The 15,780-nt window shown below is 53.6% G+C and carries 15 protein-coding genes; 9 read left to right on the top strand and 6 right to left on the bottom strand.

The window, feature by feature from the left end; translation table 11 throughout:
• Positions 1 to 402: 402 nt before the first annotated feature.
• Together AB7E14_RS09090 and AB7E14_RS09085 are read left to right on the top strand one after the other, a co-directional pair.
• Positions 403 to 1,197 carry a winged helix-turn-helix domain-containing protein gene (locus AB7E14_RS09090; RefSeq protein ID WP_044254157.1) on the top strand — a complete coding sequence of 265 codons (795 nt, stop codon included), beginning with the start codon at positions 403 to 405 and terminating at the stop codon, positions 1,195 to 1,197.
• Positions 1,184 to 1,654: a hypothetical protein gene (locus AB7E14_RS09085; protein WP_044254160.1), complete on the top strand. Its 471-nt coding sequence runs from the start codon at positions 1,184 to 1,186 to the stop codon at positions 1,652 to 1,654. Before AB7E14_RS09090 ends, AB7E14_RS09085 begins: the two co-directional genes overlap by 14 nt.
• Before the next feature lie 29 nt (positions 1,655 to 1,683).
• Here AB7E14_RS09085 and AB7E14_RS09080 read toward each other — a convergent pair whose 3' ends face one another.
• On the bottom strand, positions 1,684 to 2,913 hold the full coding sequence (locus tag AB7E14_RS09080; protein WP_042999455.1) for an amino acid permease: 1,230 nt from the start codon (positions 2,911 to 2,913) through the stop codon (positions 1,684 to 1,686).
• A gap of 141 nt (positions 2,914 to 3,054) precedes the next feature.
• A complete protein-coding gene (locus AB7E14_RS09075; RefSeq protein ID WP_044327635.1) occupies positions 3,055 to 3,510 on the bottom strand; it encodes a multidrug/biocide efflux PACE transporter in 456 nt (151 codons plus the stop codon).
• 101 nt (positions 3,511 to 3,611) lie between these two features.
• Between AB7E14_RS09075 and AB7E14_RS09070 the strand changes: the two genes are divergently transcribed.
• The 4 genes from AB7E14_RS09070 (at position 3,612) to kduD (ending at position 7,821) form a co-directional block, all read left to right on the top strand.
• Complete coding sequence (locus tag AB7E14_RS09070) at positions 3,612 to 4,487, top strand: LysR family transcriptional regulator (protein ID WP_044254164.1); 876 nt, start codon at positions 3,612 to 3,614, stop codon at positions 4,485 to 4,487.
• Between the two features lie 111 nt (positions 4,488 to 4,598).
• Positions 4,599 to 5,777: an acetyl-CoA C-acetyltransferase gene (locus AB7E14_RS09065; protein ID WP_042999458.1), complete on the top strand. Its 1,179-nt coding sequence runs from the start codon at positions 4,599 to 4,601 to the stop codon at positions 5,775 to 5,777.
• A gap of 390 nt (positions 5,778 to 6,167) precedes the next feature.
• Positions 6,168 to 7,004 carry a 5-dehydro-4-deoxy-D-glucuronate isomerase gene (kduI, locus tag AB7E14_RS09060; protein ID WP_042288966.1) on the top strand — a complete coding sequence of 279 codons (837 nt, stop codon included), beginning with the start codon at positions 6,168 to 6,170 and terminating at the stop codon, positions 7,002 to 7,004.
• Between the two features lie 55 nt (positions 7,005 to 7,059).
• The gene (gene kduD / locus AB7E14_RS09055; RefSeq protein ID WP_042288962.1) at positions 7,060 to 7,821 is read left to right on the top strand and encodes a 2-dehydro-3-deoxy-D-gluconate 5-dehydrogenase KduD; all 762 of its coding nucleotides are present in this window, start codon (positions 7,060 to 7,062) and stop codon (positions 7,819 to 7,821) included.
• Positions 7,822 to 7,879: 58 nt separating this feature from the next.
• On the opposite strand, the gene AB7E14_RS09050 is transcribed toward kduD, so the two are convergent.
• Positions 7,880 to 8,206: a cupin domain-containing protein gene (locus AB7E14_RS09050; protein ID WP_042999460.1), complete on the bottom strand. Its 327-nt coding sequence runs from the start codon at positions 8,204 to 8,206 to the stop codon at positions 7,880 to 7,882.
• A 138-nt stretch (positions 8,207 to 8,344) separates the two neighbouring features.
• Between AB7E14_RS09050 and AB7E14_RS09045 the strand changes: the two genes are divergently transcribed.
• Entirely contained in the window at positions 8,345 to 9,037 is a 693-nt protein-coding gene (locus AB7E14_RS09045; RefSeq protein WP_316962040.1) for an aspartate/glutamate racemase, read from the top strand.
• Here AB7E14_RS09045 and AB7E14_RS09040 read toward each other — a convergent pair.
• Positions 9,024 to 9,959, bottom strand: coding sequence for a LysR family transcriptional regulator (locus AB7E14_RS09040; RefSeq protein ID WP_316962160.1), 936 nt, complete (start codon positions 9,957 to 9,959; stop codon positions 9,024 to 9,026). The two genes, AB7E14_RS09045 and AB7E14_RS09040, sit on opposite strands and share 14 nt — an antisense overlap.
• A 117-nt stretch (positions 9,960 to 10,076) precedes the next feature.
• Between AB7E14_RS09040 and lysA the strand changes: the two genes are divergently transcribed.
• A complete protein-coding gene (lysA, locus tag AB7E14_RS09035) occupies positions 10,077 to 11,339 on the top strand; it encodes a diaminopimelate decarboxylase (RefSeq protein ID WP_316962039.1) in 1,263 nt (420 codons plus the stop codon).
• Between the two features lie 105 nt (positions 11,340 to 11,444).
• Here lysA and AB7E14_RS09030 read toward each other — a convergent pair whose 3' ends face one another.
• Positions 11,445 to 12,458 (bottom strand): LacI family DNA-binding transcriptional regulator, encoded by a 1,014-nt coding sequence (locus AB7E14_RS09030; protein WP_058588283.1) that lies wholly within the window; start codon positions 12,456 to 12,458, stop codon positions 11,445 to 11,447.
• 13 nt (positions 12,459 to 12,471) lie between these two features.
• Positions 12,472 to 13,500, bottom strand: a complete 1,029-nt coding sequence (galR, locus tag AB7E14_RS09025) for an HTH-type transcriptional regulator GalR (protein WP_042999464.1) — start codon at positions 13,498 to 13,500, stop codon at positions 12,472 to 12,474.
• A 589-nt stretch (positions 13,501 to 14,089) separates the two neighbouring features.
• Between galR and aas the strand changes: the two genes are divergently transcribed.
• Positions 14,090 to 15,780 (top strand): bifunctional acyl-ACP--phospholipid O-acyltransferase/long-chain-fatty-acid--ACP ligase (aas, locus tag AB7E14_RS09020; RefSeq protein ID WP_428169478.1); only part of this gene is annotated, 1,691 nt, incomplete at its 3' end.

Raw genomic sequence — 15,780 nt, 5'->3', positions numbered from 1 at the left:
ATGAAAAAAAGCCTCCAGGAATTTTGTAACAACCACCAGGAAAATCTATATTGCAAAAATGTTTAAGTTTTATCGCTAAATGGCATTAATGGCAAAAAGTTGATCTTATGTTAAATTCTCTGAAAAAATTGTAACAATGCTATTGTCTTTTATTAAGTAATGCTATTTATCTGTTTGTCCGCTTTTTAAACGTGAAACTATAATAATGAGTGCTGAGTGATAACGCACCTAAAATGGTCTTAATTAAGAACACCTGATCTTTTTCAGATTGAAATGTATTGATTTATAAGAATTTTTGTTTGTAGGTTATGAGCGCCCAGACATATCTATTATATATTTAGTGATCTCTGTATAAGATTTTTGTAGCATGACATTCATCATGTAAATGCGAGAACGCACACAGTGTTTGAGAAGTACACACACACTACAGTATACACAATTAATAACCTGGTTGACTTTCACCCGGGTGACAGAAGTCTGACGAATAAAAATACCCAAAAAACTGTCATTCTTCAAAACCCTGCGAGTTTCATCCTTTTATATCTCCTTACAAATTGTGGGGTTGTTATTCCGCAAGCCCAGCTCGTAAAGATTGGTTGGGGTGATAAAAACACTATCACCTCTGTCAATACGTTATATCAGACGGTGCTCATGCTCAGAAATGCATTATCGGAGGTTGGGTTGCCGCGCGACCTGATTAGAACCGTCGCCCGGCGGGGTATGATGATCACCGCAGAGATTCAACGTACGGAGACGGAATCGGTTGAAAATGTGGAAGAGAGCGAGAGCACGGAGGAGCCTGTATGGCCTGCTCTGACAGCGGTAGCGCTTAAATTACGGCCTTCAAGAACAACACTAAAGATGGGGGCTATTTTACTGTCGGCATTGCTGATCGGTGTCAGCGTTTCTTTTGGCTTTTTATATCCGACGGCCGAATCGCTGTTCTCTTCCTATGCCATTGTTGACTCTGTCTCCTTTTCATCCTGTACCCTGTTAATGAAAAGCAAAAGTACCTTTAATACTCGCTATACGGTATTCCTGACGAGACACCCGGATATCTGTCAGAATCATAACTATGTCTATCTCTCTGGAATGAGCAGCGCGAAAAATATTGCGGCAATTGCTTGTCAGTTGGATATAAGGGAACATCCTCTAACAAAATGTACGACCTGGTATTCAATTAATGATAAAAACTAAAATAGTTATCTTCATTGTATTAGTGGTAATAGTAACCCTGGCCGGTGTGGGGTTCTGGTATGCACATAAAAGCAAAAATAATATTGATTGCGAGGGGCGTGTGGTATGGGAAATTAATAATGAGGAGTTTCGGGGGGATGTAGCCTATCAAATGCAAAATAATCAGGGGATAGTCACCATTACCGGTGATTTGCATACGCCGCAAAATAAAAAGTTTAAAATTAGCCGGATTGTGTATTTCACCTATTATAAGGTTCGTGACAACTATATTATCAGCACCAATAACCTCGTGCGGTTTCCGAGCGACAATTTAGAGGTGAACAAAGGATACCGTTCGTTGCCTGCGCTTTATCTCACTGAGCGCGCTTCTTTCTCGCTATCGATTAAACGCTATCGGGAAGGGTGGGCTTTTACGACGGTAGGCGCCCCCTCGTTGTTATGCCGCAGTAGTGAGTAAACGGCCCGGACGAGCCGTTTACTCCAGTATTAGCCAAGGAACATCACGGACACGCACAGCAGGCCGACAATCAGGGTGACCAGATTGCCGAACGAGCGGTGCGGTTTTAACGCCGGGATCAGGTATGTCGACAGGGTCGGCATAATGAACAAAATCATGGCAATGAGCGGCCCGCTGATGGCGTAAATCATCGAGATCGCATTCGGATTGATGCAGCAGATAATAAAGGTGATGGTCGATACCATCATGATCGACAGGGCGCGGTTAAAGGCCCGGCTTTTCTTCACCCCAACCTGTTGCAGACCAGTTTTGACCACCTCGGTTGCCCCTTCGATGACGCCAAAGTAGGTGCCGAGAAAGGATTTCGACATCGCCACCACGGCGACGATGATACCTGAAATCGAGAGCCACGCCGGGGCGGCAGGCATCATGGATAAGGCCGAAAGAATGGTGACACCTTCATTTTTAGCGGCTTCGATGTACGATGGCGGAATCGACAGCAGGCAGCTAAAGACGAAGAACAGCACGCTTAAGCAGATGATAAGATACGCTACCTTCATGATTTTTTTGCATTTACCCATGGCCAGCTCACCATATTTCTCACGTCTGTCGATGGCAAACGTAGAGATAATAGGCGTATGGCTAAAAGCAAAAACCATCACCGGAATTGATATCCATACCTGATGCAGCGTGTGCTGATCGAACGCCATTTGTCCGGTAAGCAAAGAGGGTTGCCAACTGCCGGTCAGATATAGCGAGAGAAACAGGAAGTAAGCGATCAGCGGGAACACCAAAAAGCCCATCACTCGTATGGTCGCATGGCGGCCCATCAGGAAAATCAGGTTCAGGATCAATACCACGCCAAGGCTGACTCCCATGCGGATGCCGAGGCTAATCTCAAGATAGCGGGCGAGCTGTTCTGTCAGGGAGTTGGTAATGGCGACGGCATAAATCAGAACCACCACGAAAAAGGCAATAAAGTACAACGTGGTAATCAGGCTGCCGATCTTCTTACCGTAATAGTGCGTCACTGCACCGGTGATCCCTTCTCCCGCAGAGGTTTTCGACGAGAGAATGAACTGACATAACGCTTTATGCGGCCAGTATGTGAGAGGCCAGGCGACCAGAGCGGTGACAAACAGGACAATCGCGCCCGCGGAGCCAAGCTGGATGGGGAGAAACAGGGTTCCTGCGCCCACGGCAGTTCCATATAACGCAAAGCTCCAGAGCGTCTCTTCTTTTGACCAAATTTTCGACATTTCTTGAACGTATCAACTATAAAATAAACAAAAAGAAGCGCAATTTACCATAAATGAGCGGGTGGGCGTGAGGACTGAACGGGAGAAGGGGGGCAACAGGTCTTGCCGGAACCGCGTGGATTCCGGCAAAAGTGTGAGTTATCAGGCAGTCACGTGCGGTTCGCGACGCCTCACAAAGCGTACGCGCAACGTGTCATAAGCCCAGTTATAGAACATGGTGTAGGGCAGGAAGAACAGGAAGAAGCCGATCTCCAGCGTAAAGGCCTGTATCAGGCTAACGTTCAGCACATACGCCACGATACTCACGCCGATGACGATAAAGCCGCTTTCAAACCCCAGCGCGTGAAACGCACGCACTTTCGCCGTTCGTGTCACCAGATGTGAAGGCCAGAAACGGTCAAACAGCGCGTTGTAGATGATGTTCCAGATCATCGCCGTGGTCGCCAGCAGGATCGTCAGTCCGCCCATTTCCAGCACCGATCGTTGCATCAACCAGGCCGTGGTGGGAGCCAGGATCGCCGTAGCGATCCCTTCAAAACAGACGGCGTGAAAGACACGCTCCAGTAATGAACGACGTTGAACTGCATTGTGTTGCATATCTTACCTTTCTTGAAAACGCCCGGATAACGGAATAGGGGGAATTTTATCGTTTTATGTGATATCTAAAAGATAGTATCCATCGATAAAGTAGATAGTTCATGCGTTACTCACCTGAAGCCTTAACCGCATTTGTCGAGACCGTTTCCTGTGGCTCTTTCTCGGCGGCGGCACGCAGACTGCGGAAAAGTCAGTCCACCATTAGCACGGCGATCGCTCACCTTGAAGCCGATCTTGGCGTTTCGCTTTTTGACCGTTCTTCGCGTCAGCCGGTGCTAACGGAAGAAGGCAAGAAAGTACTTGGTTACGTTCAGGCGATTCTGTCGGCCAGCGAACGTCTTGATGAGGTGGCGCTTTCGCTGGCTGGCGAAACCGAAGCGCGTCTGACGTTTGTGCTCTCCGACACGTTACACCCCGACGTGCTGGAGGAACTGATGGTGCAGTTTGATCGCCAGTTTCCACATACCGAATTTGAATGTCTGATTGGTGAGGATGTGGACGTTATCGATCTGCTGCAAAAAGAGCGGGCGCAGGTTGGTTTGATTGAAGCCAGAGACCACTATCCCACCGATATCGGTGCGACGCGCTTGCCGATGCAAACGTGGATGGGACTTTACGTTGCCGCGTCCCATCCGCTGGCGAAAGAGAAGAAACTGCAATGGGATCAACTGCATACCTGGCGTGAATTGCGCCTTAACACCTATATCGACCATGGTGCCCAGCTTGCCCGCGGCCCGGTCTGGTCTGCGCCGAACTATTTGTTGTTGTTGAGTATGGCGGTACAGGGGTTTGGCTGGTGCGCGCTTCCGTGTGCACTGGTGGAGGAGTTCGCGGCGGAAAAACCGCTGGTGCAACTGGCTGTCCCGGGATGGCCGAAAGCGATCGCTATCGATCTGCTCTGGAACAAAAAATCCCCGCCCGGTGTGGCAGGGAGTTGGCTGAGATACCATTTACAGCAAGGCAGTGTCCCGGGCTGAGAGGCGTGATAACGATTTCCTTTGTGATAAAACTCACCTTTCTTAAACAATCAGGATAACTATTTTTAACAATCCTCTACTATTGCGGTGTTATTTTGCGCTGAGGTCGTAATGAAAGAGGTGGTGATCGTCGGGGCGTTGCGTACGCCAATTGGTTGTTTTCAGGGGACGCTGGCGCGTCATTCTGCCGTTGAACTGGGCAGTATGGTGGTCAAAGCGTTGATTGAAGGCAGCGGCGTGAATGCGCATGCCGTTGATGAAGTGATCCTCGGACAGGTGTTGACGGCGGGGGCGGGACAAAACCCGGCGCGTCAGTCAGCGATCAAAGGGGGATTACCGAACACGGTTTCTGCTATCACCATTAACGACGTCTGCGGCTCGGGGCTGAAAGCGCTGCATCTTGCCACGCAGGCGATCCAGTGCGGTGAAGCGGATATTGTGATTGCCGGTGGGCAAGAGAACATGAGCCGTGCGCCACATGTACTCACCGACAGCCGAACCGGCGCGCAATTGGGCAACAGCCAGCTCGTCGACAGCCTGGTACATGACGGCCTGTGGGATGCCTTCAATGATTACCATATGGGTGTGACCGCAGAGAATCTGGCGCGTGAATATGGCATCAGCCGGGAACTGCAGGATGCGTATGCGCTCAGTTCACAGCAAAAGGCACGCGCGGCCATCGATGCTGGTCGCTTTAAAGCGGAAATCGTCCCGGTCACCACCCAGCGTAATGGGCAAACCGTGATCATTGATACCGATGAGCAGCCGCGTACTGATGCCAGCGCAGAAGGCCTGGCGCGTCTGGATCCGGCGTTTGAACTGCAGGGGTCGGTAACCGCCGGCAATGCCTCTTCTATAAATGATGGCGCGGCAGCGGTAATGATGATGAGCGAGTCCAAAGCGCTGGAGTTGAACCTGCCTGTGCTGGCGCGCATCCGCGCCTTTGCCAGCGTCGGCGTGGATCCTGCGTTGATGGGGATCGCCCCCGTGTATGCCACTCGCCGTTGTCTGGAGCGGGTCGGCTGGCAACTGGCCGATGTGGATCTCATTGAAGCAAATGAGGCGTTTGCCGCCCAGGCGCTTTCGGTCGGCAAAATGCTGGAATGGGACGAGCGACGGGTGAACGTCAACGGCGGCGCGATTGCCCTTGGTCACCCGATTGGCGCGTCCGGCTGTCGTATTCTGGTTTCTCTGGTTCACGAAATGGTCAAACGTAATGCCCGCAAAGGTCTGGCAACGCTGTGCATTGGCGGCGGGCAAGGCGTGGCGTTAGCCATTGAGCGCGATTAACGCCTCTTTTTCTCTCCTCTTCACTCCCCCCGTTATGCCGCACGATAATCGTGGCGGCATGGCTGCGTTTTGTTTCTCCTTCCTTCTTATTTTCGCGTTAAGCGAATGAACTGACAGCCATTTACCCGCAAGTCAGGGCATCGCAAACTCAGGGATAACGCCTATTTCCTTGTTTTTCTATACCATTTTCCTCCTGCTCTTAATCACGGAATGAATCGATCGTGATCGGAATTACACTTTTGATAATAAGACGCAGAAAAAGTGAAACGATGTTTTATTTGTAATTGAAAACGGATCCCCGGAAGACTATCATGGGCGCATAACGTAAAACGGAACAGCGTTTCGCTCTCCGTTGAGGGATTCCCGCTCAGTACATCACTGGAGGTAAATGTGGACGTAAGACAAAGTATTCACAGCGCGCACGCCAAAACACTGGATACCCAGGGGCTACGCAAGGAGTTTTTGGTTGAGAAAGTGTTCGTGGCTGACGAATACACGATGGTTTACAGCCACATTGACCGCATCATCGTCGGTGGCATTATGCCGGTGGCAAAAACGGTCTCCGTTGGCGGTGAAGTCGGTAAACAGCTTGGCGTAACCTATTTTCTGGAACGTCGAGAACTGGGTGTGATCAACATCGGCGGCGCGGGCACTATCACCGTCGATGGTCAATGCTATGAGATCGGCCACCGCGATGCGCTGTATGTTGGCAAAGGGGCGAAAGAAGTGGTTTTCGCCAGCGTCGATAGCGCAACGCCAGCCAAGTTCTATTATAACTGCGCACCGGCGCATACCACGTATCCCACCAAAAAAGTGACGCCTGCTGATGTTGCGCCTGTGACATTAGGTGACAATCTCACCAGCAACCGCCGCACCATCAATAAATATTTCGTGCCGGATGTACTGGAAACCTGCCAACTGAGTATGGGCCTTACCGAACTGGCACCGGGCAACCTGTGGAACACCATGCCGTGCCACACCCATGAACGCCGTATGGAAGTGTACTTCTATTTCAATATGGAAGAAGACACCTGTGTCTTCCATATGATGGGGCAGCCTCAGGAAACGCGTCATATCGTTATGCATAACGAGCAGGCCGTCATTTCGCCAAGCTGGTCGATCCATTCCGGGGTGGGCACTAAAGCCTATACCTTCATCTGGGGCATGGTCGGTGAAAACCAGGTCTTTGATGATATGGACCACGTTGCGGTGAAAGATCTGCGTTAGTCGCGGGCGCTCATAACGCCTGTCCGTGACAGGTATGAAAAACTAAGGATTTACAATGATTTTGAATGCATTCTCTCTCGAAGGTAAAGTCGCTGTCGTGACCGGTTGTGATACCGGTCTGGGCCAGGGCATGGCGCTCGGTCTGGCGGAAGCGGGCTGTGATATCGTCGGGATTAACATCGTTGAACCGACCGAAACCATCGAGCGTGTGACCGCTCTGGGCCGTCGTTTTTTGAGTCTGACCGCCGATCTGCGTCAGATCGACGGGATCCCGGCACTGCTGGAGCGTGCGGTTGCTGAGTTCGGCCATATCGATATTCTGGTCAACAACGCGGGTCTGATCCGCCGCGAAGACGCGATCAATTTCAGCGAAAAAGACTGGGATGACGTGATGAACCTGAACATCAAGAGCGTGTTCTTTATGTCGCAGGCGGCGGCCAAACACTTCATCGCACAGGGTAACGGCGGCAAAATCATCAATATCGCCTCCATGCTCTCCTTCCAGGGCGGTATTCGCGTCCCGTCTTACACGGCTTCCAAAAGTGGCGTAATGGGGGTGACCCGTCTGATGGCGAACGAGTGGGCGAAGCACAACATCAACGTCAACGCGATTGCACCGGGTTACATGGCAACCAACAATACCCAGCAACTGCGCGCCGATGAGCAGCGTAGCGCTGAAATCCTCGACCGTATCCCGGCAGGACGTTGGGGTCTGCCGAGCGATCTGATGGGGCCGGTGGTCTTCCTGGCCTCCAGCGCATCTGATTATATCAACGGCTATACCGTGGCGGTTGACGGTGGTTGGCTGGCACGTTAATTCGCGCCCGCTTGCTGACAAAACCCTGCCTTCGCGCAGGGTTTTTTTATTGATGAAATCAGGCGTTGAGAAAATCTTCGCGAACCGGCGTAAAGGTATCCAGCAGTGTTCCCGGCTTCAGGCAGACACAGCCGTGAACGATATTTGGCTGCTTATACAACGTATCCCCCGCGCGTACCACCTGCTTCTCGTCACCGATAGTAAATTCAAATTCACCGGATAACACGTAGGTCAGTTGTTCATGTGGATGGTGATGCAGCGGGCCAATCGCCCCTTGCTCAAAGTTAACCTCGACAGCCATCAGTTTGCCGTTATGCGCGAGGATACGGCGGGTGACGCCATTGCCCAGATCGTCAAGCGTCGTCTCGTTATGGAAAACAAACATGTGGGATCCTATTGTTTGAAACAATGTTTCATTAAAGCTAACTCAGGTGCGTGGCAAAGAAAATGGGAGATCAAATGAACTGGAAACTTGATCACAAGTTTGCTTCACTGCTGTAAATCACTGATGAAGGAGCAGGTAATGAAGACGATCGGCTTGTTGGGCGGGATGAGTTGGGAATCGACCATCCCGTACTACCGGTTAATTAACGAAGGGATCAAACAACAACTGGGTGGGCTTCATTCTGCGAGTCTGCTGTTGCACAGCGTTGACTTCCACGAGATCGAAGCGTGCCAGAGTCGCGGTGAGTGGGATAAAGCCGGAGACATTCTTGCGCAGGCCGCGATCGGGCTGCAGCAGGCGGGGGCGGAAGGGATCGTCTTATGTACCAACACGATGCACAACGTGGCGGAGGCCATTGAATCGCGCTGCTCGCTGCCTTTTTTACACATTGCTGATGCGACCGGGCGCGTCATCTCCGCGCAGGGAATGCGCCGGGTTGTGCTGTTGGGAACGCGTTACACTATGGAGCAGGATTTTTATCGCGGCCGCCTGGAACAGCAGTTTGCCATTGAGTGCCTGATACCCGATGCGGATGCGCGGGCGACGATCAACCGGGTCATCTTTGATGAGCTTTGCCTCGGACAGTTTACCGAAGCGTCACGTCAGTACTATGTGGAAGTGATTGAAGCCTTGGCGGCACAGGGGGCTGAGGGCGTCATTTTTGGCTGCACGGAGATTGGTCTGTTGGTGCCGGTGGAGCGTAGCCCGATCCCGGTGTTTGACACCGCCGCGATCCATGCCGCAGACGCCGTGACGTTTATGCTGTCGTAACCGGCCCGAGGATCTGCTCCAGCGCTGTCACCAGGAGGTGATGGCGGGTTTGCAGATGATGGCTGAAGGCCTCGACCAGCGCGGAGGCGGGTCGGTGAATGGGACGCACCAGGCTGACGGTAAACGGCACGGAAATACTGAAACGGCGCACTACTACGCCGCTCGCCGCATAATCCAGAGCGGTGAACGGGTTTACCACCGAAAGACCGGCTCCGGCGCGCACCATGGCGCACACTGACGCCGCGCTGTGAGTCTCCACCACCATCCGCCGTTTAACGTCGTGCTCATTAAACAGGGTGTCCAGCAGTTGCCGGTAACTGTCCGTGCGCGACAGGCTGATGTAGTTCTCCCCCTGAAAATCCTGCGGCGTTAATACTGACTTTTCCGCCAGCGGATGCCCCGGCGGCAGCACGCAGACTTCATCAAGCGAGAAGAGCTCCGTACGTTCAGTACCGGCAGGCGCGTGCAGTGTTTCCGTCAACCCCAGATCGTGGCGCTGGGCAGAAAGCCACTCTTCAAGCAGGGGTGACTCCTGCGGGACAATATTCAGGCTGACGTCCGGATAGCGGGCGAGAAACGGCTGAATCAACGTGGGCAGCAGCGACTGCGAAAAGACCGGCAGGCAGACTATCGACAGTTCCCCCTGGCGAAACTCCCGCAGGCTTTCCGCTGCGCTGACGATCCTGTCCAGCCCGTACCAGGATCGCTGGACTTCTTCGAACAGACGCAACCCCTGAACCGTCGGATGCAGGCGACCGCGCGTACGTTCGAACAACGTTAATCCCAGCACTTTTTCAAAGCGCGCTAGTTCACGGCTGACGGTGGGCTGTGACGTATGCAGCAACCGCGCGGCTTCGGTCAGGTTTCCGGCGGTCATGACCGCATGAAAGATTTCAATATGACGTAAGTTAACGGCAGCCATCATCACCTCGCAGGATTAAAACCATATCATTTTTGCATAGAGTCGGTATAAAACGATATTTTTTATTCTCTTCGTACTGTGGCGTAATCATAAAAAACGTCATGTCCGGAGCCTGTTATGCCTCATTCACTGTATTGCACCGATACCGATCTCACCGCAGAAAACCTGCTCAGGTTGCCAGCCGAATTTGGTTGCCCGGTCTGGGTTTACGACGCGCAGATCATCCGTCGTCAGATTGCGGCACTGCAACAGTTTGATGTGGTGCGCTTCGCGCAGAAGGCCTGTTCCAATATTCATATTCTGCGCTTAATGCGTGAACAGGGCGTCAAAGTGGACTCCGTATCGTTAGGCGAAATTGAGCGTGCGCTGGCGGCGGGATATGATCCGCAAACGCATCCGGATGACATCGTATTTACTGCCGATGTGATTGATAACACCACCCTGGCCCGCGTCAGCGAATTACGCATTCCGGTCAACGCCGGTTCCGTTGATATGCTCGATCAGCTTGGACAGGTCTCTCCGGGCCATCGCGTCTGGCTGCGCGTTAATCCGGGCTTTGGTCACGGCCACAGCCAGAAAACCAATACCGGCGGCGAAAACAGCAAACACGGTATCTGGCATACCGATTTGCCGCAGGCGCTGGCGGTGATGCAGCGCCATCAACTGAAGCTGGTGGGTATCCACATGCATATTGGTTCAGGTGTTGACTATGGTCATCTGGAGCAAGTGTGCGGCGCGATGGTGCGTCAGGTGGTGGATTTCGGCCAGGATCTGGAGGCGATCTCCGCCGGCGGCGGTCTGTCGATCCCTTATCACGACGACGAAGAGGCGGTGGATACCCGGCATTACTTTGGTCTTTGGAATGCCGCGCGCGAGCAGATCGCCCGTCATCTGGGGCATCACGTAAAGCTGGAAATTGAGCCAGGACGTTTTCTCGTCGCTCAGTCAGGCGTGCTGGTCACTCAGGTACGCAGCGTGAAGCAGATGGGCAGTCGTCATTTTGTGCTGGTGGATGCGGGCTTTAACGATCTGATGCGCCCGGCAATGTATGGCAGTTATCACCATATTACCGCGCTGGCGGCGGATGGTCGTTCACTGGAGAACGCGCCGCGGGTCGACACGGTCGTCGCAGGACCGCTGTGTGAATCCGGCGACGTCTTTACCCAGCAGGAGGGCGGCAAGGTGGAAACCCGCGCGCTGCCAGCGGTGGTGCCGGGCGATTATCTGGTGTTGCATGATACCGGTGCCTACGGCGCCTCAATGTCGTCGAACTACAATAGCCGTCCGCTGCTGCCGGAAGTGTTATTTGACAACGGTCAGGCGCGACTGATTCGCCGTCGCCAGACCATTGAAGAGCTGTTGGCGCTGGAAGTGTTTTGATTTCTTGTCGGGCGGCGGCTTATCCGAGCTGCGGAGTTGCCGTCGTTAGTAGGCCTGATAAGCGAAGTGCCATCAGGCCTTGCGTCGCGCAGATAGCGTTACGATTTATGCCTTAAAATACGGCCCGGTGGTGACCGAATCACGCAACACCAGCGTGCCGGTAAAGGGCGGGATCGGTTCAACCTCTTCGCCATTGACCATACGGATCGCCTGGTCGATGGCTGTGGTGATCATTGTGTCGATGGGGAGATAAACCGTCGACAATCCCGGTTCAAGCCATTTTGCACTCGGCGCATCGTCAAACCCAAACAGCGAGACATCGTGCGGAATGTTAAGCCCGGCCTGGTGCAGGGCTTTCGACGCACCCAGCGCCATGTCGTCGTTACAGGCAAACAGGGCGCTGAACGTTACCCCTTCCTGCAACAGTTCATTACAGGCGTCATAGCCGCGCGTCATGCTGGAATCACCATATTTCACCTTCGCCGGATCCCAGGCAATGCCGTTTTTTTCCAGCGCTTTGCGATAGCCCATCAGACGCGACTTCCCGGTCGGGGTGTGTCCCGGTACGGTAATACAGGCTATCTCGCGATGTCCTTGCGAAATCAGGTAATCTACCGCCTGAAATGCCGCGTCTTCCTGTTCAAAAAAGATGGCGCGTTCGCGGGCCAGGCTGACATCGCGGTTAATGATAATCAACGGCATCGTGATCGAATCCGCCAGCGCGAGGATCGCTTTTTCGCTCATGTAACGGGTGTAGAGAATGATGGCGTCGCACTGCCGATCGGCCAGCATCTGCACCGCTTCTTGTTCGCGCTCCGGCGTATCGTGACCATCGGTCACAATCAACTGCTTGCCGTGAGATTCAGTCTGCCGCGAGGCCTGCTGTAGCAGGCGGCCAAAGTAGAAGCCATCAAAGGTCGACACAACCAGCCCAATGCTGTTGCTGGTTCGGTTCGCCAGCGAGCGGGCCAGAAAGTTCGGACGATAATCCAGCGCCTGCATCGCCTTAAACACTTTCTGACGCGTACTTTCTTTGACCTGACCGGTGCCGTTCAGCACACGAGAAACGGTGGCTTTCGAGACACCGGCACGACGGGAAACATCCAGCATTGTTATCATGACGCGATCCTGATTACTCGTTTGATGACGCATTGCCCGGCTCCGCTGGCGTCGTCACGGAATGGCGACGGACCAGGGTAGGGCTGAAAACATGGGTGACATCCGGCAGCGGGCGCTTTTCCGCCAGCGCGAGCGCCAGTTCTGCGGCCTGTGTTGCCATCGTCACGACAGGATAACGCACGGTAGTCAGGCGCGGACGAACGTAGCGCGAAACCAGCACGTCATCAAAGCCTATCAGCGAGATCTCTGCCGGGACGTCCACACCGTTATCATTTAGCACGCCCATCGCGCCAGCGGCCATGGAGTCGTTATAACAGGCCACCGCGGTGAAGTTTCTGCCGCGGCCTAACAGTTCGGTCATCGCCTGCTCACCGCCGCTTTCGTCCGGTTCGCCAAACGTCACAAGGCGATCGTTGACCGGGAGATGGCTCTCTTCCAGAGCATCGTAATAGCCTTTGAGACGATCTTCCGCATCCGAAATAGAGTGATTCGAGCAAAGGTAGCCAATGCGCGTGTGGCCCTGTTGGATCAGATGACGGGTCGCCAGCCAGGCGCCGTAGCGGTCATCCAGCGCCACACAGCGCTGTTCGAAACCGGGCAGGATCCGGTTGATTAGCACCATGCCGGGCATTTGCTTCATTAATGATGCCAGGTCGGCATCCGGGATCATCTTGGCGTGAACGACGAGCGCCGCGCAGCGGTGACGAATAAGCTGCTCGATTGCCTGACGCTCTTTTTTTTCATTATGGTAGCCGTTGCCAATCAGTAAAAAATTGCCGGTGTTATAGGAGACCTGTTCGACGGCTTTCACCATCGCGCCGAAAAAAGGGTCAGAAACATCGCCAACCACCAGACCAATCGTTTCGGTGGACTGCTGTGCGAGCGCGCGCGCATTCGCATTGGGATGGTAGCTGAGCGACTCCATCGCACTGGCCACCGCCAGGCGCGACGCCTCGCTGGCTTTGGGGGAATCATTGATGACGCGGGAAACGGTGGCGACTGATACACCAGCCAGTCGGGCTACATCCTTTATGGTCGCCATGACAGTACCTATTGTGGGTAAACGCTTACATTCTGTCAGTGTTACGGAAAACGGCTGCTGGTTCAAGCAGATTGCCTGTTGCGACGCGGCAAATGTGAGCAAAATCCTTGGAATTACGCCAAAAATCGAATGATGCAAACCATTAGTTACACTTTGCGAAGGGCTGTTGCGATTGTTCGCTGGCGACGCTTCCTGGCTGCTTGATAAAGTTGAGATCCCAGAGGTATTGATAGGTGAAGTCAACTTTCGGGTTGAGCACACGAATTACACCAACCTGCGCAGTCGCGCAGGTTTTTTTTTACTATTTCGGCAATCTGTAACAGTAAGCGAGAATTTACACAACTGGTTGCATTTCCCTTCATTCCTTTGCGTTTTCGCGCTGGCGAAGCGGTCATGCACAGACCACAATCAAGATCCCAGAGGTATTGATTGGTGAGATTATTCGGTACGCTCTTCGTACCCTGTCTCTTGCACCAACCTGCGCGGATGCGCAGGTTTTTTTTCGCCCCGAGTTTACTGTCGCTCCTGTTGCCTTGTTCGTGTAATCTGCCACCATTATTTTACCGAATCGTGCGCAAAGGGAGTTGAAATGTTATTTGGCTTTTTCCGTAACCTGTGCCGCGTGCTCTATCGGGTACGCGTGACGGGGGATATGCAGGCGTTGCGGGGAGAACGCGTCTTAATCACCCCCAACCATGTCTCGTTTATCGACGGCATTCTGCTGGCGCTATTTCTACCGGTACGTCCGGTGTTTGCGGTTTACACCTCGATTAGTCAACAGTGGTACATGCGCTGGTTAACCTCGCTGATTGATTTTGTGCCGCTCGACCCAACGAAGCCGATGGCGATTAAACATCTGGTTCGACTGATCGAGCAGGGTCGCCCGGTGGTGATTTTCCCGGAGGGGCGCATTTCGGTGAGCGGCTCGCTGATGAAAATTTACGACGGCGCCGGGTTTGTCGCCGCGAAATCGGGCGCGACGCTGGTGCCGGTGCGGATTGAAGGTGCAGAACTCACCCATTTCAGCCGCCTGAAAGGGCTGGTGAAACGCCGCTTCTTCCCGCGGATCCACCTGCATGTTTTACCACCCACTCATCTGCCTATGCCCGATGCGCCGCGCGCGCGCGATCGCCGTAAAATCGCCGGTGAAATGCTGCATCAGAAAATGATGGAAGCACGGATGGCGGTGCGTCCGCGCGAAACGCTGTATGAATCGCTGCTGGCGGCGAAGTACCGTTATGGCGCGGGCAAGCACTGTATCGAAGACATCAACTTCAAGCCGGACAGCTACCGACAGTTGCTCACTAAGACGCTGTTTGTCGGGCGTATTCTGGAAAAATATAGCGCGGAAGGCGAAAAAATTGGCCTGATGCTGCCCAATGCCGCGATCAGCGCGGCGGTGATTTTCGGCGCGGTGTCTCGCCGTCGTATCCCGGCAATGATGAACTACACGGCGGGCGTCAAAGGGCTGACCAGCGCTATCACCGCTGCGGAAATCAAAACCATTTTTACCTCCCGCCAGTTCCTGGATAAAGGCAAACTCTGGCACCTGCCGGAGCAACTGACGCAGGTTCGCTGGGTCTATCTGGAAGATCTCAAAGCCGATGTGACCACGGCGGACAAACTGTGGATCTTTGCGCACCTGCTGATGCCGCATCGGGCGCAGGTCAAGCAGCAGCCGGAAGAGGCGGCGGTGATCCTCTTTACCTCGGGTTCCGAAGGTCATCCCAAGGGGGTGGTGCATAGCCACAAGAGTCTGCTGGCTAACGTCGAGCAGATAAAAACCATTGCTGACTTCACCGCCAATGACCGTTTTATGTCGGCACTGCCGCTGTTCCACTCGTTCGGTCTGACGGTTGGGCTTTTTACGCCGCTGCTCACCGGCGCTGACGTGTTCCTTTATCCCAGTCCGCTGCATTACCGCATTGTGCCGGAACTGGTTTATGACCGGAACTGCACGGTGCTGTTCGGTACCTCCACGTTCCTCGGCAACTATGCGCGTTTTGCCAATCCGTATGATTTCTATCGTCTGCGCTATGTGGTGGCGGGAGCGGAGAAACTCCAGGAGAGTACAAAACAGCTCTGGCAGGATAAGTTTGGTCTGCGGATTCTCGAAGGCTATGGCGTAACGGAGTGTGCGCCCGTGGTTTCGATTAACGTCCCGATGGCGGCGAAGCCTGGTACCGTCGGGCGGATCCTGCCCGGCATGGACGCGCGTCTGCTGGCGATCCCGGGTATTGAAGAGGGCGGTCGTTTGCAGTTGAAAGGGCCAAACATCAT

Origin of the sequence: Citrobacter sp. (assembly GCF_050252275.1) — a bacterium.
In the GTDB taxonomy this organism is placed as follows: domain Bacteria; phylum Pseudomonadota; class Gammaproteobacteria; order Enterobacterales; family Enterobacteriaceae; genus Citrobacter_A; species Citrobacter_A amalonaticus.
The sequence above is the reverse complement of the archived record's forward strand: the minus strand, read 5'-3'. Positions and strand labels throughout refer to the sequence as shown.